A 19,311-nucleotide genomic window follows, 5' to 3' on the forward strand; every position below is an offset into this window, starting at 1 on the left:
GTCACGGATAGCCCGAAAGTAACTGCCAGGTCAAGGACCTGAGCAGGAATCAGTGGCTCGGGTCGGTGGGTGGCCGGTGGGGCGAGTGGGTCTGGATGCGGCTCTTGTGCCGGTCGCTCACGCCGTCGACGACGCGACCCGCGGCCACAGCTCCTGGAGCGTGCGGACCGTCTCCCTGATCGCGGGACGGCGCGCGGCACCCGTACGCCACAGGGCGTGCAGCCGGCGCCTCGGCATCGGGTCGAGCCGGACCGGGGTCACCTCGGGCGGCAGCGTCCCGCGACCGAGCCGCGGCACCATCGCGACCCCCAGCCCCGCGGCGACCAGGGCGACCTGCGTGTGGTTCTCCTCCGCCTGGTGGACGATGTGCGGCTCGAACCCGGTGGCCCGCAAGGTCTGGATCAGCCAGTCGTGGCACACCGTCCCCGGCGGCTGCGTGATCCACCGCTCGTCCGCCAGCTCCTCACGCCGTACGGTCGCCCGCGCCGCCAGCGGATGCTCCCGGGGCACGAGGACGTCGCACAGGTCGTCGCCGATCACCGCCTGCTCCACGCCCGGTGGGGTCGGCAGCGGCGCGATGTCCCAGTCGTGGGCCACGGCGAGGTCGATCACGCCCCGGGAGACGAGGTCGATCGAGACATGGGGGTCCACCTCCGTGAGGCGGGCGTCCAGCGAGGGGTGACGGACCGCCAGTTCGGCGAGTGCCCGCGGCATCAGACCGCGCGCGGCGCTGGCGAAGCAGCCGATCGACAGGCGCCCGGCGGGCAGCCCGCGCCGCTCCTCGAGCCGTACCTCCGCCTCCTCGACGATCGCCAGCAACTTCTCGGCAGTCGCCGCGAGTTGGTGTGCCTCGTCGGTGAGGCGCACCCCGCGGCCCTGGCGTTCGAGGAGGGTCGTGCGGGTCTCCCGCTCCAGTTTCGCGATCTGCTGGGAGACGGCGGACGGGGTGTAGCCGAGAGCGGCGGCCGCGGCGCCCACCGTCCCGTGGACGGCGACGGCGTGGAGGGCGCGCAGGCGTCCGAGATCCAGCACGGGAGTGCCCCTTCCGGGCGGATTGGTGAAGCGTTGCTTCATCCAACCATGAAGGAGAATTCGCTGGTGCTACACGTTCGGAGGAGGCGATGCTCAACGGCATGCGTCCCGCCCACATCGCCCTGGCCGCCCTCGTCGCCGCCGTCTGGGGAGTCAACTTCGTCGTCATCGAGATCGGTCTCGACCACTTCCCGCCCCTGCTCTTCTCCGCCCTGCGCTTCCTCGCCGCGGCCCTGCCCGCCGTCTTCCTCGTCGGCCGCCCCAAGGTCGCCTGGAGGTGGATCGTGGGCGTCGGACTCGTCCTGGGCGTGGCCAAGTTCGGCCTGCTCTTCACCGGGATGGACCTGGGCGCACCGGCCGGGCTCTCCTCCCTGATCCTCCAGGTCCAGGCGGTCTTCACGGCGCTGTTCGCCTTCGTCGCGCTCGGCGAACGCCCCGGGAAGGCGAAGATCGCGGGCATGGCGGTCGCGCTCGCCGGCATCGGCGTCGCCGCGGTCGACGAGGGCGCCTCGGGCCCGCTCGTCGGATTCGCGCTCTGCATCGCGGCGGCGGCCTGCTGGGGCGTCTCCAACGTCCTGACCCGCAAGGCCTCCCCGCCCGACGCCCTCAACTTCATGGTCTGGGTCAGCACCGTGCCCATCCTGCCGCTGCTCGCCCTCTCCCTCCTCCTGGAAGGACCCGAACGCGACCTCGAAGCGCTGCGCGGCCTCGACTGGACCGGCGTGGGCGTCATCGTCTACGTCGCCTGGATCACCACCGTCTTCGGCTTCGGCGCCTGGGGCTGGCTCCTGCGCCGCTACCCGGCCTCGTCGGTGGCCCCGTTCTCCCTCCTGGTCCCGGTCTTCGGTATGTCCTCGGCCGCCCTGTTCCTCGGCGAGGGCATCAGCGGCCTGCGCTGGTGCGCGGCGGCGCTGCTGGTCGGAGGTGTGGCGCTGACGTCCCTCGCACCGGGGCGGGCGGTGCCGTCGGTGCCGTCGGCGCCGTCACCGGAGAGGGGGCAGGAGCCCGTCGAAGCGGGCGGACGTTCCCTGTCGTCGCCGTGAGCCCGCTCGTGAGCCCGCTCTGGGGCGCGGAGGGCGGGGGCTTCGGGCGGGCCAGGGTCCGAGGCCATGGACCTGGTACCCGTCGACCGTGAACCCGCACCTGGAGCGCTGCTGTTGAGCGGCATCCCGGGCAGCGGCATGTAGACCGTGGCGACCGCCCTCGCGGCCCGGTTCGCGCGGGCCGCGCGAATCGAGGTCGACGAGCTCCAGGAGCGGGCCCCGGACGCCGTGGGCCGCTGAGGCCGCTTCGAGCCATGGGCGATTCCCGCGAGCGGGGAAGATACCCGGCCCGAGACCGCCCGCGTTCACCCCCGAGGTGGCGCCGGCCCGAGACCGCCCGCGTTCACCCCCGAGGGCGAGCCGTCGAGTCGCGTACCAGGAGTTCCGCCGGGACCGTCGCCAGGCCGCCCGGTGGGGCCTCCTCCGTGCCCATCGCGAGCCGGCCCGCCCGCGCGCCCGCCTCCTGGAGAGGCAGCCGTACGGTCGTCAGCGCGGGGGCCGCGTCGACCGAGAAGGGGAGGTCGTCGAAGCCCGCCACCGAGACGTCCTCCGGGATGCGGAGCCCTCGGTCCCGCAGCGCCGCGCACGCGCCCAGCGCGACCGTGTCGTTCGCCGCCACGACCGCCGTCAACGACGGCTCCCGGCGCAGGAGTTCCAGCGTCGCGTCGTAGCCGGAACCCCGGTCGTACGACCCGTGGACGACCGGCCCTTCGGGCAGCCCCGCCCCGGCCAGCGCCTCGCGGTGACCCTCCAGCCGGTGCCGGGTCGTCGTCCGGTCCGCCGGCCCCGCCACGTAACCGATCCGCCGGTGCCCGAGCGTCAGCAGATGCTCGGTGAGCCGCCGCGCCCCCGCCCGGTTGTCGAAGGCCAGCGCCGCCACGCTCGCGTCCCCCGCCACCGGCGGCCTACCGCACAGCACGATCCGCGTTCCCGCGTCCGTCAGCCGCGACAGCTTCGCCGCCACGGCCGCCATGTGCTCCGGGTCCTCCAGGGACCCGCCGGTGAGGATGACGGCGGCGGCGCGCTGGCGCTGGAGCAGGGTGAGGTACGTGAGCTCGCGCTCGGGGGAGCCGCCCGTGTTGCAGACGACGGCCAGCTTCTCGCCGCCCGCCCGCCCCGACGCGCCTTCCCCGATGGCGCTCTGCGCCGCACCGGCCATGATCCCGAAGAAGGGGTCGGCGATGTCGTTGACGAGGATGCCGACCAGGTCGGACGTGGCGGCGGCGAGCGAACTCGCGGGCCCGTTCAGTACGTAGTCCAGCTCGTCCACCGCCCGCAGCACCCGCTCCCGGGTCGAGGCGGCGACGGGGTAGTTGCCGTTCAGGACGCGGGAGACGGTGGCGGGGGAGACCTGGGCACGCGCGGCCACATCCGCCAGCGTGACGGTCATCGCGTACCTCCGAGGAGAGTCGGGAGAGTCGTCCGGACCCCTTGTCCGGCGTGTTGTCGGCAGGCTAGCGTCTCCTGTCGTAGAAAGCGCTTTCTTCTCGAGTGTGGAGGGACCTTCGTGACACGCAGGACAGTCCGTATCGCCATGAACGGCGTCACCGGACGCATGGGCTACCGCCAGCACCTCGTCCGCTCGATCCTCGCCCTGCGCGAGCAGGGGGGCCTCGACCTCGGCAACGGCGAGACCCTCTGGCCCGAGCCCGTCCTCGTCGGCCGTCGTGAGCACGCCCTGCGCGCACTCGCCGAGCAGCACGGTCTCACCGAGTGGTCCACCGACCTCGACGCCGTCCTCGCCGACGAGTCGGTGGAGATCTACTTCGACGCCCAGGTCACCTCCGCGCGCGTCGAGGCGATCCGCAAGGCCGTCGCCGCCGGCAAGCACATCTACACCGAGAAGCCGACGGCGGGAGACCTGGCCGGCGCCCTGGGACTCGCCAGGCTCGCCACCGAGAAGGGCGTCAAGCACGGCGTCGTCCAGGACAAGATCTTCCTGCCGGGCCTGCTCAAGCTGAAGCGCCTCATCGACGGCGGCTTCTTCGGCGAGATCCTCTCCGTACGCGGGGAGTTCGGCTACTGGGTCTTCGAGGGTGACTGGCAGGACGCCCAGCGCCCCAGCTGGAACTACCGCGCCGAGGACGGCGGCGGCATCGTCGTCGACATGTTCCCGCACTGGGAGTACGTGCTCCACGAGCTCTTCGGCCGGGTCACCAGCGTCTCCGCGCACGTCGCCACGCACATACCGCAGCGCTGGGACGAGCAGGGCAAGCCGTACGCCGCCACCGCCGACGACGCCGCGTACGGCATCTTCCAGCTGGAGGGCGGGGCGATCGCCCAGATCAACTCCTCCTGGGCGGTACGCGTGAACCGCGACGAACTCGTCGAGTTCCAGGTCGACGGCACCCACGGCTCCGCCGTCGCGGGCCTGCGGAACTGCCGCGTCCAGCACCGCTCGGCCACCCCCAAGCCGGTATGGAACCCGGACATCCCGGCCACCGAACCCTTCCGCGAGCAGTGGCAGGAGGTCCCGGACAACGCCGCCTTCGACAACGGCTTCAAGGCCCAGTGGGAGCTCTTCCTGAAGCACGTGGTCCTCGACGAGCCCTACCAGTGGGACCTGCTGGCGGGCGCGCGTGGCGTACAGCTCGCCGAGCTGGGGCTGCGGTCGGCGGCCGAGGGCCGGCGCCTGGAAGTCCCGGAGGTCTCGCTGTGATCCGCCTTCCCGACGGGGCCGGAGGCGTACGGGAGTACAGCCCCCGCCCGGCACGCCCCCCGGCCCCTGTGGGCGGCGCCCTGACCTCCCGTACGGTCTTCTCCGCCGCCCATGTCGTCGCCGACCCGTACGCCGACACCACCCCCGACTCGCCGGCCGCCGTCGACTGGGACGCCACCCTCGCCTTCCGCCGCCACCTCTGGGCACAGGGCCTCGGCGTCGCGGAGGCCATGGACACCGCGCAGCGGGGGATGGGCCTGGACTGGGCGGGCGCGGCGGAGCTGATCCGCCGCTCGGCGGCGGAGGCGAAGGCGGTGGGGGGCCGCATCGCGTGCGGTGTGGGGACGGACCAACTGACCGGTTCCGTCGATCTGATGGCGGTCCGCAAGGCGTACGAGGAACAGCTGGCGCTCGTGGAGGAGACCGGCTCCCAGGCCATCCTCATGGCTTCGCGGGCCCTCGCCGGGGCGGCCCGGGGCGCGGACGACTACCTCGACACGTACGGCCACCTCCTCCGGCAGGCGAGCGAGCCGGTGATCCTGCACTGGCTGGGGCCGATGTTCGACCCGGCGCTCGACGGCTACTGGGGCTCGGCCGACCTCGACACCGCGACCGACACCTTCCTGGAGGCCATCGCGGCGCACCCCGACAAGGTCGACGGCATCAAGGTCTCCCTCCTCGACGCTCAGCGCGAGATCGACCTGCGCCGCCGCCTGCCGGAGGGCGTCCGCTGCTACACGGGTGACGACTTCAACTACCCCGAGCTGATCGCGGGCGACGACCAGGGCTTCAGCCATGCGCTGCTCGGCATCTTCGACCCGCTGGGCCCGCTGGCGGCGGAGGCGGTACGGATCCTGGACACGGGCGACGTCAAGGGGTTCCGGGAGGTCCTGGACCCGACGGTGGAGCTGTCGCGCCACCTCTTCCGGACCCCGACCCGCTTCTACAAGACGGGGGTCGTGTTCCTGGCCTGGCTGGCCGGCCACCAGGACCACTTCACGATGGTCGGCGGCCTGCAGTCCGCCCGCTCGCTGCCGCACCTGGCACGGGCGTACGAACTGGCGGACGGGCTCGGCCTGTTCCCCGATCCGGAGCTGGCCGAGTCCCGGATGAAGTCCCTGCTGACGGTGTACGGAGTGAGCCGATGACCGCATGGAGCCCCGAATCGCTCTCGCGCTTCAGCATCAACCAGATGACGGTGAAGCAGCTGTCGCTGCCGGAGTTGGTGGAGCAGTGCGTACGGCTCGCCGTCCCGGGCGTGGGCCTGTGGCGGGAGCCGGTCGCGGAGTACGGCCTGGAGGCGGCGGCCAAGCTGGTACGCGACGCGGGCCTGACGGTCACGTCGTTGTGCCGGGGCGGCTTCTTCACGACGGCGGAGTCCCTGGACGACAACCGCGAGGCGATCGACGAGGCGGCGACGCTGGGCACGGACACCTTGGTCCTCGTCTCGGGCGGCCTCGCCCGGGGCAGCCGCGACCTGACGGCGGCCCGCGCCCGGATCACGGACGCGATCGCCGAACTCGCGCCGTACGCGGGGGAGCGGGGCGTACGCCTGGCGATCGAACCCCTCCACCCGATGTACGCGTCGGACCGCTGCGCGGTCTCCACCCTGGACCAGGCCCTGGAGATCGCGGAACGCTTCCCGTCCTCGCAGGTGGGCGTGGTCGTGGACACGTACCACATCTGGTGGGACGACCGGGCGCCGGCGGCGGTCGCGAGGGCGGGCGCGGCGGACCGCATCCACGCCTTCCAGCTGGCCGACTGGACGACCCCCCTCCCGGCCGGAGTCCTCAACGGCCGGGGCCAACTGGGCGACGGCGCGATCGACCTCCGGGCCTGGTGCGAGCTCGTGGAGGGGGCGGGGTACCGGGGCCCGATCGAGGTGGAGCTCTTCAACGACGAGCTGTGGGCGAGGGACGGGGTGGAGGTCCTGGAGGAGACGGTGGGGAGGTTCTCGGACCACGTCGGCCAGCTCGGCTGACCCCAGGGTCCTGATGCCTCGGTCGAGCCGGTCCAGCGGGCCCGCCGAACCGGAGTTGATTTGTCCACAGCCCCGACCGCACACTCCCCACCCGATGTCCGAGCTCTTCGCTACCTTCGGGGCATGTCCAACCAGGGTCAGGGCCAGGTGCCGGGGCAGGCTCACCGACAGGCCGTCGTCGAAGGGGTGCTTGAGCGGATCACGTACGCCAATGAGGAGAGCGGCTACACCGTCGCCCGCGTCGACACCGGGCGCGGTGCCGGCGATCTCCTCACGGTCGTCGGGGCGTTGCTCGGGGCGCAGCCGGGGGAGTCGCTGCGGATGGAGGGGCGTTGGGGGTCCCATCCGCAGTACGGCAAGCAGTTCACGGTCGAGAACTACACGACCGTCCTGCCCGCCACCATCCAGGGCATCCGCCGCTACCTCGGCTCCGGGCTCGTCAAAGGCATCGGTCCGGTCTTCGCCGACCGCATCACGCAGCACTTCGGCCTGGAGACCCTCGAGATCCTGGAGGGGGCCCCTGCGCGCCTGATCGAGGTGCCCGGCCTGGGTCCCAAGCGCACGAAGAACATCACCGCCGCCTGGGAGGAGCAGAAGGCGATCAAGGAGGTGATGGTCTTCCTCCAGGGAGTCGGTGTCTCCACCTCCATCGCCGTGCGGATCTACAAGAAGTACGGCGACGCCTCGATCTCCGTCGTCCGGAATCAGCCCTATCGGCTGGCCGCCGACGTCTGGGGCATCGGGTTCCTCACCGCCGACAAGATCGCCCAGGCCGTCGGGATTCCGCACGACAGCCCCGACCGGGTCAAGGCGGGGCTGCAGTACGCCCTGTCGCAGTCCACCGACCAGGGGCACTGCTTCTTGCCCGAGGAGCAGCTGATCCGCGAGGCCGTGAAGCTGCTCCAGGTCGACACCGGGCTTGTCATCGAGTGTCTCGCCGAGCTGGCGCAGGACCCCGAGGGGGTGGTGCGGGAGACCGTTCCGGGCCCCGAGGGGCTGCCCGTGACGGCCGTGTATCTGATCCCGTTCCACCGCGCCGAGCTCTCCCTCGCCGCGCAGACGAAGCGCCTGCTGCACGCCGCCGAGGACCGGATGCCGGGCTTCCAGGACGTCGCCTGGGACAAGGCCCTGTCCTGGCTCGCCGACCGCACCGGGGCCTCGCTCGCGCCCGAGCAGGAGGAGGCCGTGCGGCTCGCCCTGACCCGCAAGGTCGCCGTGCTCACCGGCGGCCCGGGGTGCGGGAAGTCGTTCACGGTCCGCTCGATCGTGGAGCTGGCCAGGGCGAAGCGGGCCAAGGTCGTCCTGGCGGCCCCGACCGGGCGCGCGGCCAAGCGGCTCGCCGAGCTGACCGGCACCGAGGCGTCGACGGTCCACCGGCTTCTGGAGCTCAAGCCGGGCGGCGACGCGGCCTACGACCGGGACCGGCCGCTCGACGCCGATCTGGTCGTGGTGGACGAGGCGTCCATGCTCGATCTGCTGCTCGCCAACAAGCTGGTGAAGGCGGTGGCACCCGGTGCCCATCTCCTGCTCGTCGGGGATGTGGACCAGCTGCCCTCGGTCGGCGCGGGCGAGGTCCTCGGCGATCTGCTCGCGCCGGACAGCCCGGTGCCGGCCGTCCGGTTGACGCGCATCTTCCGCCAGGCGCAGCGGTCGGGGGTGGTCACCAACGCCCACCGCATCAACGAGGGGATCCCGCCCGTCACCACCGGCCTGCCGGACTTCTTCCTGTTCGCGGAGGAGGAGACCGAGGATGCAGCCCGGGTCGCGGTCGAGGTCGCGGCGCGGCGGATTCCCGCCAAGTTCGGTCTCGATCCGCGCCGGGACGTTCAGGTGCTCGCGCCCATGCACCGTGGTCCCGCGGGCGCCGGCGCGCTCAACGGGCTGCTCCAGCAGGCCGTCACCCCGGCCCGCCCCGACGTCCCGGAGAAGCGGTTCGGTGGCCGGGTCTTCCGGGTCGGCGACAAGGTCACCCAGATCCGCAACAACTATGACAAAGGCGCCAACGGCGTCTTCAACGGCACGGTGGGTGTCGTGACCTCGCTCGACGTCGTCGAACAGCGGCTGACCGTTCGGACCGACGAGGACGAGGAGGTGCCGTACGACTTCGACGAACTGGACGAGCTGGCCCATGCGTACGCCGTCACCATCCACCGCTCGCAGGGCAGCGAGTATCCGGCGGTCGTGATCCCCGTCACCACGAGCGCCTGGATGATGCTCCAGCGGAATCTGCTCTACACGGCCGTCACCCGGGCGAAGAAGCTCGTCGTCCTGGTCGGTTCGCGCAAGGCGATCGGCCAGGCCGTCCGTACGGTTTCCGCAGGCAGACGCTTCACCGCTCTGGCCCACCGGCTCTCGGCAGTCGTGTGAAAGAGGACCCCGGACTTCCCCGAACGGGGCGAAGGGGGCAAGATGAGCAGGTTGGCGGCACTGAGTGCCGCCAAATGGCCCAATGGTCGACCCCGAGTGCACTCTCCTGAGCCAAATGGGGGATGGTAGAGACAGTCAGGGCACCTCGAAGAAGAGGCACTACGTCGGTGAGGGATGACGTGAGCGACAACTCTGTAGTACTGCGGTACGCGGACGGTGAATACACCTACCCGGTGGTCGAGAGCACCGTCGGCGACAAGGGCTTCGACATCGGGAAGCTCCGAGCCCAGACCGGTCTGGTCACCCTGGACAGTGGATACGGCAACACAGCCGCCTATAAATCCGCCATCACCTACCTCGACGGCGAGCAGGGCATTCTGCGGTACCGCGGCTACCCCATCGAGCAGCTGGCGGAGCAGTCCACCTTCCTCGAGGTGGCCTCGCTGCTGATCAACGGTGAGCTTCCCAAGGTCGACGAGCTGGCGACCTTCCAGAACGAGATCACCCAGCACACGCTGCTGCACGAGGACGTCAAGCGCTTCTTCCAGGGCTTCCCGCGTGACGCCCACCCGATGGCGATGCTCTCCTCGGTGGTCTCCGCGCTGTCCACCTTCTACCAGGACAGCCACAACCCGTTCGACGAGACGCAGCGTCACCTCTCGACGATCCGGCTGCTCGCCAAGCTGCCGACGATCGCGGCGTACGCCTACAAGAAGTCGATCGGCCACCCCTTCGTGTACCCGCGCAACGACCTCGGGTACGTCGAGAACTTCCTGCGCATGACCTTCTCTGTCCCGGCCCAGGAGTACGAGCTCGACCCGGTCGTGGTCTCGGCGCTCGACAAGCTGCTGATCCTGCACGCGGACCACGAGCAGAACTGTTCGACGTCCACCGTCCGTCTGGTGGGTTCGAGCCAGGCGAACATGTTCGCGTCGATCTCCGCCGGCATCTCGGCCCTGTGGGGCCCCCTGCACGGTGGCGCCAACCAGTCGGTCCTGGAGATGCTCGAGGGCATCAAGGCCAACGGTGGCGATGTCGACTCCTTCATCAACAAGGTGAAGAACAAGGAGGACGGCGTCCGCCTGATGGGCTTCGGCCACCGGGTGTACAAGTCCTTCGACCCGCGCGCCAAGATCATCAAGGCCGCGGCGCACGATGTGCTCTCCGCCCTCGGCAAGTCCGACGAGCTGCTGGACATCGCGCTCAAGCTGGAGGAGCACGCGCTCTCCGACGACTACTTCGTCTCGCGCAACCTCTACCCGAACGTGGACTTCTACACGGGCCTCATCTACCGCGCGATGGGCTTCCCGACCGAGATGTTCACCGTGCTCTTCGCGCTCGGCCGTCTGCCGGGCTGGATCGCCCAGTGGCACGAGATGATCAAGGAGCCGGGTTCCCGCATCGGCCGCCCGCGCCAGATCTACACCGGCGAGGTCCTGCGCGACTTCGTCCCGGTCGAGAGCCGCTGACGCCGTAGTGGCATGAGGCTGTAGAGGCCCCCGAGGCCGCACAGGCTTGCCGCCGTGGGCGTGGGCGTCCGCCTCCGCCGCACGGCGCGCCGAACGAAAAGCGCCCCGCTGCCGATCCCCCCACGGGTCGGCGAGCGGGGCGCTTTCCATATCCCCGGTGCGGATTCCCCCCACGGGATCCGGGCCGGGCGTCTGCCGGGTTCAGCAGAAGCTAGGCGGGTCTACGCGGTCTGCCGGGGTACGTACGTACGGGAGGGCCGCTCAAAGCTCCCCGGTGCACGTGCCCCGGCCAACGCTTGCCTGGAACGTCCCCCAAGACATCCCATGAACGTCCCCCAAGACGTTCTTGGCATCGCCCACTTAGACTCGCGAACGGCCCGAATGGTTACCCCTAAATATCTGTGATCTAGGTCTCTTTGTGAAGGTCCTGTGCGTCACGTGTAGGTGAATTCACGTGAACCTCCGAAGTCGCAGGCTGTTTGTCACGACAAATACGGACGAAAAGGCCATGGACAAACCCGCGATCATCGGGTTGAGCAGTCCGAGGGCGGCGAGTGGCAGAGCGGCGCAGTTGTAGCCGAAGGCCCAACCCAGGTTCCCCTTGATCGTCGCCAGGGTCCGGCGGGACAGCCGGATGGCGTCCGCCGCCACGCGCAGGTCGCCGCGGACCAGCGTCAGGTCGCTCGCCTCGATGGCCGCGTCCGTGCCGGTGCCCATCGCCAGGCCCAGGTCGGCGGTGGCGAGTGCCGCCGCGTCGTTGACGCCGTCGCCGACCATCGCGACCGTCCGGCCCTCGGCCTGGAGGCGCCGGATCACATCGACCTTCTCCTGCGGGAGCACCTCGGCGAAGACCTGGTCCGCGTCGATGCCGACATCGGCGGCGACCGTCTCCGCGACGGCCCGCCCGTCACCGGTCAGCAGGACCGGTGTCAGGCCGAGGGCGCGCAGTTGGGCGACGGCCTCGGCGCTGGTCTCCTTGACCGCGTCGGCGACCGTGACGGCTCCGCGGGCGCGGCCGTCCCAGGCGACCTGGACGGCGCCGGGCTCCGGCACCCCGGGTACGTCGATGCCTTCGGCCTCGAGCAGGGCCGCGCGGCCGACCAGGACCCGGTGGCCGTCGACCGTGCCGCGCACACCGAGGCCGGGCACGTTCTCGAAGGCGGTCGGTACGGGCAGCCCGGCCGCGGAGTGCCCGAGCCTCTCGGCGGCGCCGGCGGCGACCGCCTGGGCGACGGGGTGCTCAGAGGCGTGCTCCAGGGCGCCCGCGAGACGCAGCAGCTCGGCCTCGTCCTCACCCTCGTACGCGTACGCCTTCTGGAGCCGCATCCGGCCGGTGGTGACGGTCCCCGTCTTGTCGAGAACCACGGTGTCGACGCGACGGGTGGACTCCAGGACCTCGGGGCCCTTGATGAGGATGCCGAGCTGCGCGCCGCGGCCGGTGCCGACCATGAGCGCGGTCGGGGTGGCGAGGCCGAGCGCGCAGGGGCAGGCGATGATCAGTACGGCGACGGCCGCGGTGAACGCGGCCGTGGTGTCCTGGACCACGAAGAGCCAGGTCAGCAGGGTGCCGAGGGCGATGAAGAGGACGATCGGCACGAAGACGGCGGAGACCTTGTCGGCGAGACGCTGGACCTCGGCCTTGCCGTTCTGGGCGTCCTCGACGAGCTTCGCCATGCGGGCGAGCTGGGTGTCCGCGCCGACGCGGGTCGCCTCGACGACCAGCCGGCCGGAGGTGTTCACACATCCCCCGCTCACCGGATCGCCGGGTGTAACGTCGACCGGGACGGACTCGCCGGTGAGCATGGAGGCGTCGACGGCGGAGGCGCCCTCGGTCACGGTGCCGTCGGTGGCGATCTTCTCCCCGGGCCGTACGACGAACAGCTCGCCGACCCTGAGGGCGGCCACCGGAATCCGCACCTCCGCGCCTCCTCGCAGCACCGCCACGTCCTTGGCGCCCAGCTCCAGCAGGGCGTGGAGCGCGGCGCCGGCCTTCCGCTTGGCCCGGGCCTCCAGATAGCGGCCGAGCAGGATGAACGTGATGACGCCTGCCGCCACCTCCAGATAGATGCTGGAGGAGGCGTCGGCGCGGTCGACGGTCAGGTCGAAGCCGTGGCGCATCCCGGTCATGCCGGCGTCGCCGAGGAACAGGGCCCACAGCGACCAGCCGAAGGCCGCCAGGGTGCCGATCGAGACGAGGGTGTCCATGGTCGCGGCGCCGTGGCGCAGATTCGTCCAGGTGGCGCGGTGGAAGGGCAGGCCGCCCCAGACGACGACGGGCGCGGCGAGGGTCAGGGACAGCCACTGCCAGTTGTCGAACTGGAGGGCCGGGACCATGGCGAGCAGGACGACGGGCGCGGAGAGGAGGGCGGAGACGGTCAGCCGCTGACGGAGCGAGCCGAGCTCCGGGTCCTCGTCCCGCTCGGCCTTCGACGGCTCCGTGTCCGTCCCCGCCGTCGGTTCGGGTTCGGGCGGCGGGGGTTCCTCGGCGGTGTACCCCGTCCTGACGACCGTGGCGATCAGGTCGGCGACGTCGACCTCGGGCGGGTGCTCGATCCGCGCCTTCTCCGTCGCGTAGTTGACGGTCGCGGTGACGCCGTCCATACGGTTGAGCTTCTTCTCGACGCGGGCCGCGCAGGAGGCGCAGGTCATCCCGCCGATGGTCAGCTCGGTGGTGAGGGGGGAGGCGGGACTGGAGGTCATGTGCCGTTCCAAAAGGGAGCAGGGCCGTACCGTCGTAACGGTACGGCCCTGCCGCGTTATGCCGTGGCGTGGCTCGGGTGCCGGCCTTCGGTGCTCAGGCCTGGTCGACGAGCTCGTAGCCGGCCTCGTCGACGGCGGCGCGGACGGCGGCCTCGTCGAGCGGGGCCGCGGAGACCACGGTGACCTGGCCGGTGGCGGCCACGGCCTTGACGGAGGAGACGCCGGCGATCTCGGAGATCTCACTGGAGACCGCGCCCTCGCAGTGCCCGCAGGTCATTCCCTTGACCTGGTAGACGGTGGTGAGTTCGGTCGTCGTCTCGGCGGTCATGACGGTCTCCTCTTCGAGGGTGGTACTGGTTCAGGCTCGTACTGAAGCACAGGTTATACCCCTGGGGGGTATAAAATCCACTCTCGCCCCGCCCGTGCCGCGCGAGCGGGGCGACCGGGCGGGCCCGACATGGTAGATACCCGACATGTCGCAATCGGGGACCACGCTGATCCTGATCATGGCGATCGCCGTTCTGGCGCCGCTGCTGGCCTACGGAGTGGGGCGCCGCCTTCCCGTACCGCTCGTCATCTTCGAGATCCTGCTCGGCATCCTCATCGGCCCCGACGTACTCGGCTGGGCGCACGCGGACGCCCTGATCGACGGTCTCTCGGAGCTCGGCCTCGCGATGCTGATCTTCCTCGCGGGGTACGAGATCGAGTTCGGCAAGGTGCGCGGCGACACCCTGCGGCGCTCGGTGTGGGCGTGGGTGATCGCCCTGGCGCTCGGGCTCGGGGCCGGTGTGCTGCTGGGCGGCGGATTCCACGAGGGCGTCTTCATCGGGGTGGCCCTCACCAGCACGGCACTCGGCACCGTCCTGCCGGTCCTGCGGGACGCGGGCGAACTGCACGGCCGGTTCGGCTCGGTGGTGATGGCCTTCGGTGCGGTGGGGGAGTTCGGGCCGATCATCGCGATGGCGCTGCTCCTGAGCGGACGGAGCCCGGGGCAGTCGACGGCGGTGCTCGCGGTCTTCGCGGCGCTCACGGCGGCGGCCGTCCTCTGGGCGCTGCGGCCGAGGCCGCCCTGGTTCTCCCGGGTCGTCGCCAAGACCCTGCACACCAGTGGTCAGTTCGCGGTGCGCTTCGTCTTCCTGCTGCTCGCCGTGATGCTGGGGGCCTCGCAGGCCCTCGGTCTCGACGTGCTCCTCGGTGCCTTCGCCGCCGGTCTGATCACCCGGCTCGTCCTGACCGGCGCCGCCCCGGAGTCGGGTCCGGCCGTCCTGGAGAAGGTCGAGGCCGTCGGCTTCGGGTTCCTGGTGCCGGTCTTCTTCGTCGTCACCGGCATCGAGTTCGACCTGGACTCGCTGCTCGACGGCGGGCGGACGCTGCTGCTCCTGCCGGTCTTCCTGCTGCTCTTCCTGGTGGTGCGCGGCGGGCCCGTCCTGCTCCTGGCCCCGCGCGACCTCGGCCGCGCGGACCGCGGCGCGCTGGTGCTCTACAGCTCGACGGCCCTGCCGCTCGTCGTCGCGATCACGACCATCGGCCTCGACGACAAGGCGCTGACGGCCGGCGAGGCGGCCGCGCTCGTGGGCGCCGGGATGATGTCCGTCCTCGTCTTCCCGCTCCTCGCGCTGAGGCTCAGGTCGGGGGCGGGAGGGAAGGCGCCGTCGAGGGAGTCGATCACGGAGTCGGAGTCGTGGTGAGGGTGCTGCCGGCGGCGGCCGGGGAGTCCCCGATGAGCGGGCCGAGATAGCCCAGGAGGAGCGTCTTCAGCTCGGCGATCGCCGCGTCCCGCCCGGGCCCGTCGGCGGCGGCGAGGATCAGGGTGAGCCCGCCCTTGACGACCGAGAAGGTCATCTCGGCCTTGAGGGTGCGGTCCTCGGGGGTGTGGTCCGGCAGGTGGTGGTCGAACAGACTCTGGACCGAGGTCAGGAGCGAGGCGTGCAGGGCGTCGTGCTCCTCGGCGATCCGGCCGGGGATCTCGGAGCCGTGCATCAGGGCGAGGAAGACCGGGTTCTTGCAGTTGAACTCGATCATCGGGTCGAGCACGGCGTCCATGAGCTCGGGCAGTGGGAGGGCGAGGTTGGCCGGGGTGAACGCCTGTCCGTGCATCTCGCGCATCTGGTGCAGCAGGCGGCCGCCGAGCTCGACGGCGATCGCCTCCTTGTTCGGGAAGTACTGGTAGAGCGTTCCGGGGGAGACGCTGGCCTCGCGGGCGATCGCGTTGGTGCTGGCGGCCGTGTAGCCGTTGCTGCAGAAGACGTTCGCCGCCGCCTGGAGCAGCTGCGCGATGCGGCGCTCGCCGCGGGCCTGCCGGCGGCGCGGCTTCTGTTCCGCCGAACTCTCGGGCGTCTCCTCGGACATGACTGTCCCCAGCTCTCTCAGCATGTTTGACAAACACGAGTGGTCGCTCGCATTCTTGTGAAACGCGAGCGATGACTCGTGTTTGCCAGTCTATGGCAACGGACGACCCATGCGACCTGCCGGGAAGCGAGCGCATGGGTCACGGTGAAGGGGACACCGCGTCATGGCCGAAGTCAAGAATTCAGGGCCCGCCCGGGGCGGGGGGTGGACCCGGTTCGTGACGGCCAGGCCACGCCTGTCCCTGCTGGTCGCGCTGGTGATCACCGCGCTCTCCGTTCTCGCGGGCAGCGGTGTCGCCGACCGGATGGGAAGCGGCGGCTTCCAGGACCCGGACGCCGAGTCCACATATGCGACACAGGTCCTGGAGCGGGAGTTCCCCGCCTCCCAGCCCAATCTGCTCCTGCTCGTGAGCGCGCGGGAGGGCGGGGTCGACGATCCCGCCGTGGCCGCCGAGGCCCGGCGTCTCGCCCAGCGGCTCGACGCCGAGCGAGGGGTCAGTGGCATCGGTTCCTACTGGGGGACCGGCTCCCCGGCCCTGCGCTCCGAGGACGGCCGGCAAGCGGTGATCGTCGCCAGGGTCGACGGCGACGAGAAGGAGGCCGGCGAGATCCTGGAGCGGATCGCCCCCGACTACCGCGGCGCCCACGGACCGGTCGAGGTCTCCGTCGGCGGCCAGCTGGCCGTGCAGCACGAGATGCAGACGGTCATCGAGGAGGACCTGCTGCGCGCCGAGCTGATCGCCCTGCCGGTGACGCTCGTCCTGCTCGTCATGGTCTTCGGCAGCGCGGTCGCGGCCATGCTGCCGCTGGGCATCGGCATCGTGGCCATCCTGGGAACGAACGCGGTGCTGCGCGGCCTCACCGAACTCACCGACGTCTCGGTCTTCGCGCAGAACCTGACGACGGCCCTCGGACTCGGACTCGCCATCGACTACGCCCTGTTCGTGGTCCGCAGGTTCCGTGAGGAGCTCGGCCGAGGGGCCGACACCCGGACCGCCGTCGGTATCACCCTGCGGACGGCCGGGCGGACGGTACTCTTCTCCGCCTTGACCGTGGCGGCGTCGCTCGCCGCGATGCTGGTCTTCCCGCAGTACTTCCTGCGCTCCTTCGCCTACGCGGGCATCGCGGTCGTGCTGCTCGCCGCGGCAGCCGCGCTGATCCTGCTGCCCGCCGCGCTGATGCTGCTCGGGGAGCGGGTCAACGCGCTCGACCTGCGACGCCTCTTCAAGCGCCGTCGCCGGGCCGCCGAAGGCACGCCGGAGGCGGCGGGGGCGGATGCCGCGGAGTCGGGGGCCGCGGAGCCGGGTGCCAGGGAGTCGGGGGCCGGCTGGGCGCGGACGGCGACTCTGGTGATGCGGCGCGCGCCGGTCTTCGCCGTCGTCACCACGGCGGGTCTCGTGCTCCTCGGACTTCCCTTCCTCGACGCGAAGTTCGGCACGGTCGACGACAGGCAGCTCCCGACCACCGCCGAGTCCAGGGTCGTCCAGGACGAGCTGCGCGACGGCTTCCCCGGCAGCCCGGGCGGCGGGCTCACGGTCCTCGCCGAGGGCGGCGCCACCCCGGCCGAGTACGCCGACTACCGCGAGCGGATCGGGGCCCTTGACGGGATCGTGCGGGTGGACGGCCCGGTGACCCCGGGCACCGGAGCCGGAGCCCATGCGTACTTCACGGTGATTCCGGAGGGCGAGGGCGTCGGCGACACGGCCCAGGATGTGGTGGGCGAACTGCGAGCCGAGCCTGCCCCGTTCGACACATCCGTCACCGGGGCCGCCGCCGTCCTCGTCGACTCCAAGGACGCCATAGGCGACCGGCTTCCGTGGGCGGGGGCGATCATCGTGGTCGTGACCCTGCTCCTGGTCTTCCTGCTGACCGGCAGTGTGCTGATCCCGATCCAGGCCGTCGTCCTGAACGGGCTCAGCCTGACCGCGATGTTCGGCGCGGTCGTCTGGGTCTTCCAGGAAGGCCATCTCTCCGGGTTCCTCGGCTTCACCCCGACCGGCGACATCGAGACGACCCTGCCGGTGCTGATGTTCTGCGTCGCCTTCGGACTCTCGATGGACTACGGCGTGTTCCTGATATCCCGGATCAAGGAGGAGTACGACCAGACGGGCGACCACGACCACGCGGTCCGCTTCGGCCTGCGCCACACGGGCGGCCTGATCACCGCCGCCGCCGTGATCCTGGCCGTCGTCATGGTGGCCATCGGCACCTCCCGGGTGACCAACACCAAGATGCTCGGCCTCGGCGTCGCGCTCGCCGTGCTGGTGGACGCGATGGTGGTGCGCAGCCTGCTCGTCCCCTCCGTGATGAAGCTGACCGGGCGGCTGACCTGGTGGGCACCGGGCCCGCTGCGCCGCTTCCACGACCGGTTCGGCATCAGCGAGGGCGGCGCGGAGACGGCACCGGAGCGGACGGGGGCGGCGCAGGCGGAGGCGTCGGAAGGGGTGCGCCAGGACGCCCGAGACAAGGAGTCCGTCGGCAGCTAGGTTGGAGGGCCGGATTCCGGACGACGGTGAAGGGCGGGCCCATGAAGGCAGTGGTGTTCGAGCGGTACGGGCAGGAGGCGGAGGTCCGGGACGTACCGGATCCCACTCCCTCCACCCACGGTGCCGTCGTCCGGGTCGAGGCGACCGGGCTGTGCCGCAGCGACTGGCACGGCTGGATGGGCCACGACCCCGACATCCTCCTGCCGCACGTGCCCGGGCACGAACTCGCCGGTGTGGTCGAGGCGGTGGGGGCCGACGTGGCCGACTGGAAGCCCGGCGACCGGGTCACCGTGCCCTTCGTCTGCGCCTGCGGGAGCTGTCCGGCCTGCGCGGCCGGGGACCAGCAGGTCTGCGAGCGGCAGACCCAGCCGGGCTTCACCCACTGGGGCTCCTTCGCCGAGTACGTCGCGCTGGACCACGCGGACGTGAACCTGGTGACCGTGCCGGAGGAGCTGTCGTTCGAGACGGCGGCCGGGCTCGGATGCCGGTTCGCGACGGCGTTCCGTGCCGTGATCGCCCAAGGGCGGGTTGCGGCGGGCGAGTTCGTCGCCGTGCACGGGTGCGGCGGCGTCGGGCTCTCGGCCGTGATGATCGCGGCGGCCTGCGGGGCACGTGTGGTCGCTGTCGATGTGTCGCCGAAGGCCCTCGAGCTGGCGCGGGCGTTCGGGGCGGCGGAGTGCGTCGACGCCTCCGCCCTCGCGTCGACTCCTGGCGGGACGGCGGGGGCGGTGCGGGCGTTGACCGGCGGGGGAGCTCATCTCTCGCTCGACGCGCTCGGCTCCGCGGTCACCTGTGCCGCCTCGGTGGAGAGCCTGCGCCGCAGGGGCCGGCACGTCCAGGTCGGCCTGCTTCCCCCGGCGGTCGGGGACCCGGTCGTCCCCATGTCCCGGGTGATCGGTCTCGAGTTGGAGATCCTCGGCAGCCACGGCATGGCCGCCCATGCCTACGGCCCGATGATGGAAATGGTCCGTACGGGCAGCCTGCGCCCCGACCGGCTCGTGACCTCCACCGTGCCGCTGGCGGAGGCTCCCGCCGCGCTGGCGGCGATGGGCTCGGCCCCCGGCTCGGGCGTGACGGTCATCCGGCCCTGGCTCTGAGCTTCCCGCCCCCGTCCGTGGCCCTGGACAACGCGAGGGCCCCGCACCGGTGTCGGATGCGGGGCCCTCGGGCGGCCCTCGGGGCCGGGGCCCTCGTGCTGCGGCCCCGGGGCCGGAAGCTCGTGCCAC

General features: G+C 71.3%; 14 protein-coding genes. 9 read left to right on the plus strand and 5 right to left on the minus strand.

Translation table 11 applies throughout. The features are described 5' to 3' along the window. Positions 1-117: 117 nt before the first annotated feature. Positions 118-1,032: a LysR family transcriptional regulator gene (locus ACFC0D_RS17285; RefSeq protein WP_376436091.1), complete on the minus strand. Its 915-nt coding sequence runs from the start codon at positions 1,030-1,032 to the stop codon at positions 118-120. A gap of 101 nt (positions 1,033-1,133) precedes the next feature. On the opposite strand from ACFC0D_RS17285, the gene ACFC0D_RS17290 reads away from it, so the two are divergent. Then, the gene (locus ACFC0D_RS17290; RefSeq protein WP_376436094.1) at positions 1,134-2,075 is read left to right on the plus strand and encodes an EamA family transporter; all 942 of its coding nucleotides are present in this window, start codon (positions 1,134-1,136) and stop codon (positions 2,073-2,075) included. 343 nt (positions 2,076-2,418) lie between these two features. Here ACFC0D_RS17290 and ACFC0D_RS17295 read toward each other — a convergent pair whose 3' ends face one another. Beyond that, positions 2,419-3,465: a LacI family DNA-binding transcriptional regulator gene (locus ACFC0D_RS17295; RefSeq protein WP_376436096.1), complete on the minus strand. Its 1,047-nt coding sequence runs from the start codon at positions 3,463-3,465 to the stop codon at positions 2,419-2,421. Between the two features lie 117 nt (positions 3,466-3,582). Between ACFC0D_RS17295 and ACFC0D_RS17300 the strand changes: the two genes are divergently transcribed. The 5 genes from ACFC0D_RS17300 (at position 3,583) to ACFC0D_RS17320 (ending at position 10,551) form a co-directional block, all read left to right on the plus strand. Continuing rightward, positions 3,583-4,734: a Gfo/Idh/MocA family protein gene (locus tag ACFC0D_RS17300; protein ID WP_376436098.1), complete on the plus strand. Its 1,152-nt coding sequence runs from the start codon at positions 3,583-3,585 to the stop codon at positions 4,732-4,734. After that, complete coding sequence (locus ACFC0D_RS17305; protein WP_376436101.1) at positions 4,731-5,882, plus strand: dihydrodipicolinate synthase family protein; 1,152 nt, start codon at positions 4,731-4,733, stop codon at positions 5,880-5,882. Before ACFC0D_RS17300 ends, ACFC0D_RS17305 begins: the two co-directional genes overlap by 4 nt. Then, a complete protein-coding gene (locus ACFC0D_RS17310) occupies positions 5,879-6,715 on the plus strand; it encodes a sugar phosphate isomerase/epimerase family protein (protein WP_376436104.1) in 837 nt (278 codons plus the stop codon). Before ACFC0D_RS17305 ends, ACFC0D_RS17310 begins: the two co-directional genes overlap by 4 nt. A 123-nt stretch (positions 6,716-6,838) precedes the next feature. Then, positions 6,839-9,082, plus strand: coding sequence for an ATP-dependent RecD-like DNA helicase (locus ACFC0D_RS17315; protein ID WP_376436106.1), 2,244 nt, complete (start codon positions 6,839-6,841; stop codon positions 9,080-9,082). A gap of 179 nt (positions 9,083-9,261) precedes the next feature. Next, complete coding sequence (locus tag ACFC0D_RS17320; protein WP_376436109.1) at positions 9,262-10,551, plus strand: citrate synthase; 1,290 nt, start codon at positions 9,262-9,264, stop codon at positions 10,549-10,551. 450 nt (positions 10,552-11,001) lie between these two features. On the opposite strand, the gene ACFC0D_RS17325 is transcribed toward ACFC0D_RS17320, so the two are convergent. Together ACFC0D_RS17325 and ACFC0D_RS17330 are read right to left on the minus strand one after the other, a co-directional pair. Then, positions 11,002-13,251 carry a heavy metal translocating P-type ATPase gene (locus ACFC0D_RS17325; RefSeq protein WP_376436112.1) on the minus strand — a complete coding sequence of 750 codons (2,250 nt, stop codon included), beginning with the start codon at positions 13,249-13,251 and terminating at the stop codon, positions 11,002-11,004. A 94-nt stretch (positions 13,252-13,345) separates the two neighbouring features. Further along, positions 13,346-13,579: a heavy-metal-associated domain-containing protein gene (locus ACFC0D_RS17330; RefSeq protein WP_376436115.1), complete on the minus strand. Its 234-nt coding sequence runs from the start codon at positions 13,577-13,579 to the stop codon at positions 13,346-13,348. 145 nt (positions 13,580-13,724) lie between these two features. Between ACFC0D_RS17330 and ACFC0D_RS17335 the strand changes: the two genes are divergently transcribed. Further along, positions 13,725-14,939 carry a cation:proton antiporter gene (locus ACFC0D_RS17335; protein ID WP_376436118.1) on the plus strand — a complete coding sequence of 405 codons (1,215 nt, stop codon included), beginning with the start codon at positions 13,725-13,727 and terminating at the stop codon, positions 14,937-14,939. Here ACFC0D_RS17335 and ACFC0D_RS17340 read toward each other — a convergent pair. Beyond that, positions 14,917-15,600, minus strand: coding sequence for a TetR/AcrR family transcriptional regulator (locus tag ACFC0D_RS17340; protein ID WP_376436121.1), 684 nt, complete (start codon positions 15,598-15,600; stop codon positions 14,917-14,919). The genes ACFC0D_RS17335 and ACFC0D_RS17340 overlap by 23 nt on opposite strands. Before the next feature lie 163 nt (positions 15,601-15,763). On the opposite strand from ACFC0D_RS17340, the gene ACFC0D_RS17345 reads away from it, so the two are divergent. Next, the gene (locus ACFC0D_RS17345; protein ID WP_376436124.1) at positions 15,764-18,085 is read left to right on the plus strand and encodes an MMPL family transporter; all 2,322 of its coding nucleotides are present in this window, start codon (positions 15,764-15,766) and stop codon (positions 18,083-18,085) included. Between the two features lie 41 nt (positions 18,086-18,126). Continuing rightward, positions 18,127-19,182 carry a zinc-dependent alcohol dehydrogenase family protein gene (locus ACFC0D_RS17350; protein WP_376436127.1) on the plus strand — a complete coding sequence of 352 codons (1,056 nt, stop codon included), beginning with the start codon at positions 18,127-18,129 and terminating at the stop codon, positions 19,180-19,182. Positions 19,183-19,311: the final 129 nt, after the last annotated feature.

This window comes from Streptomyces sp. NPDC056222 (assembly GCF_042264065.1).
In the GTDB taxonomy this organism is placed as follows: domain Bacteria; phylum Actinomycetota; class Actinomycetes; order Streptomycetales; family Streptomycetaceae; genus Streptomyces.

Coding starts and splice junctions, on each gene's coding strand:
- ACFC0D_RS17340 (WP_376436121.1), bottom strand. CDS start 15,600: ATGTCCGAGGAGACGCCCGAGAGTTCGGCGGAACAGAAGCCGCGCCGC.
- ACFC0D_RS17330 (WP_376436115.1), bottom strand. CDS start 13,579: ATGACCGCCGAGACGACGACCGAACTCACCACCGTCTACCAGGTCAAG.
- ACFC0D_RS17345 (WP_376436124.1), top strand. CDS start 15,764: ATGGCCGAAGTCAAGAATTCAGGGCCCGCCCGGGGCGGGGGGTGGACC.
- ACFC0D_RS17295 (WP_376436096.1), bottom strand. CDS start 3,465: ATGACCGTCACGCTGGCGGATGTGGCCGCGCGTGCCCAGGTCTCCCCC.
- ACFC0D_RS17315 (WP_376436106.1), top strand. CDS start 6,839: ATGTCCAACCAGGGTCAGGGCCAGGTGCCGGGGCAGGCTCACCGACAG.
- ACFC0D_RS17290 (WP_376436094.1), top strand. CDS start 1,134: ATGCGTCCCGCCCACATCGCCCTGGCCGCCCTCGTCGCCGCCGTCTGG.
- ACFC0D_RS17350 (WP_376436127.1), top strand. CDS start 18,127: ATGAAGGCAGTGGTGTTCGAGCGGTACGGGCAGGAGGCGGAGGTCCGG.
- ACFC0D_RS17335 (WP_376436118.1), top strand. CDS start 13,725: ATGTCGCAATCGGGGACCACGCTGATCCTGATCATGGCGATCGCCGTT.
- ACFC0D_RS17310 (WP_376436104.1), top strand. CDS start 5,879: ATGACCGCATGGAGCCCCGAATCGCTCTCGCGCTTCAGCATCAACCAG.
- ACFC0D_RS17325 (WP_376436112.1), bottom strand. CDS start 13,251: ATGACCTCCAGTCCCGCCTCCCCCCTCACCACCGAGCTGACCATCGGC.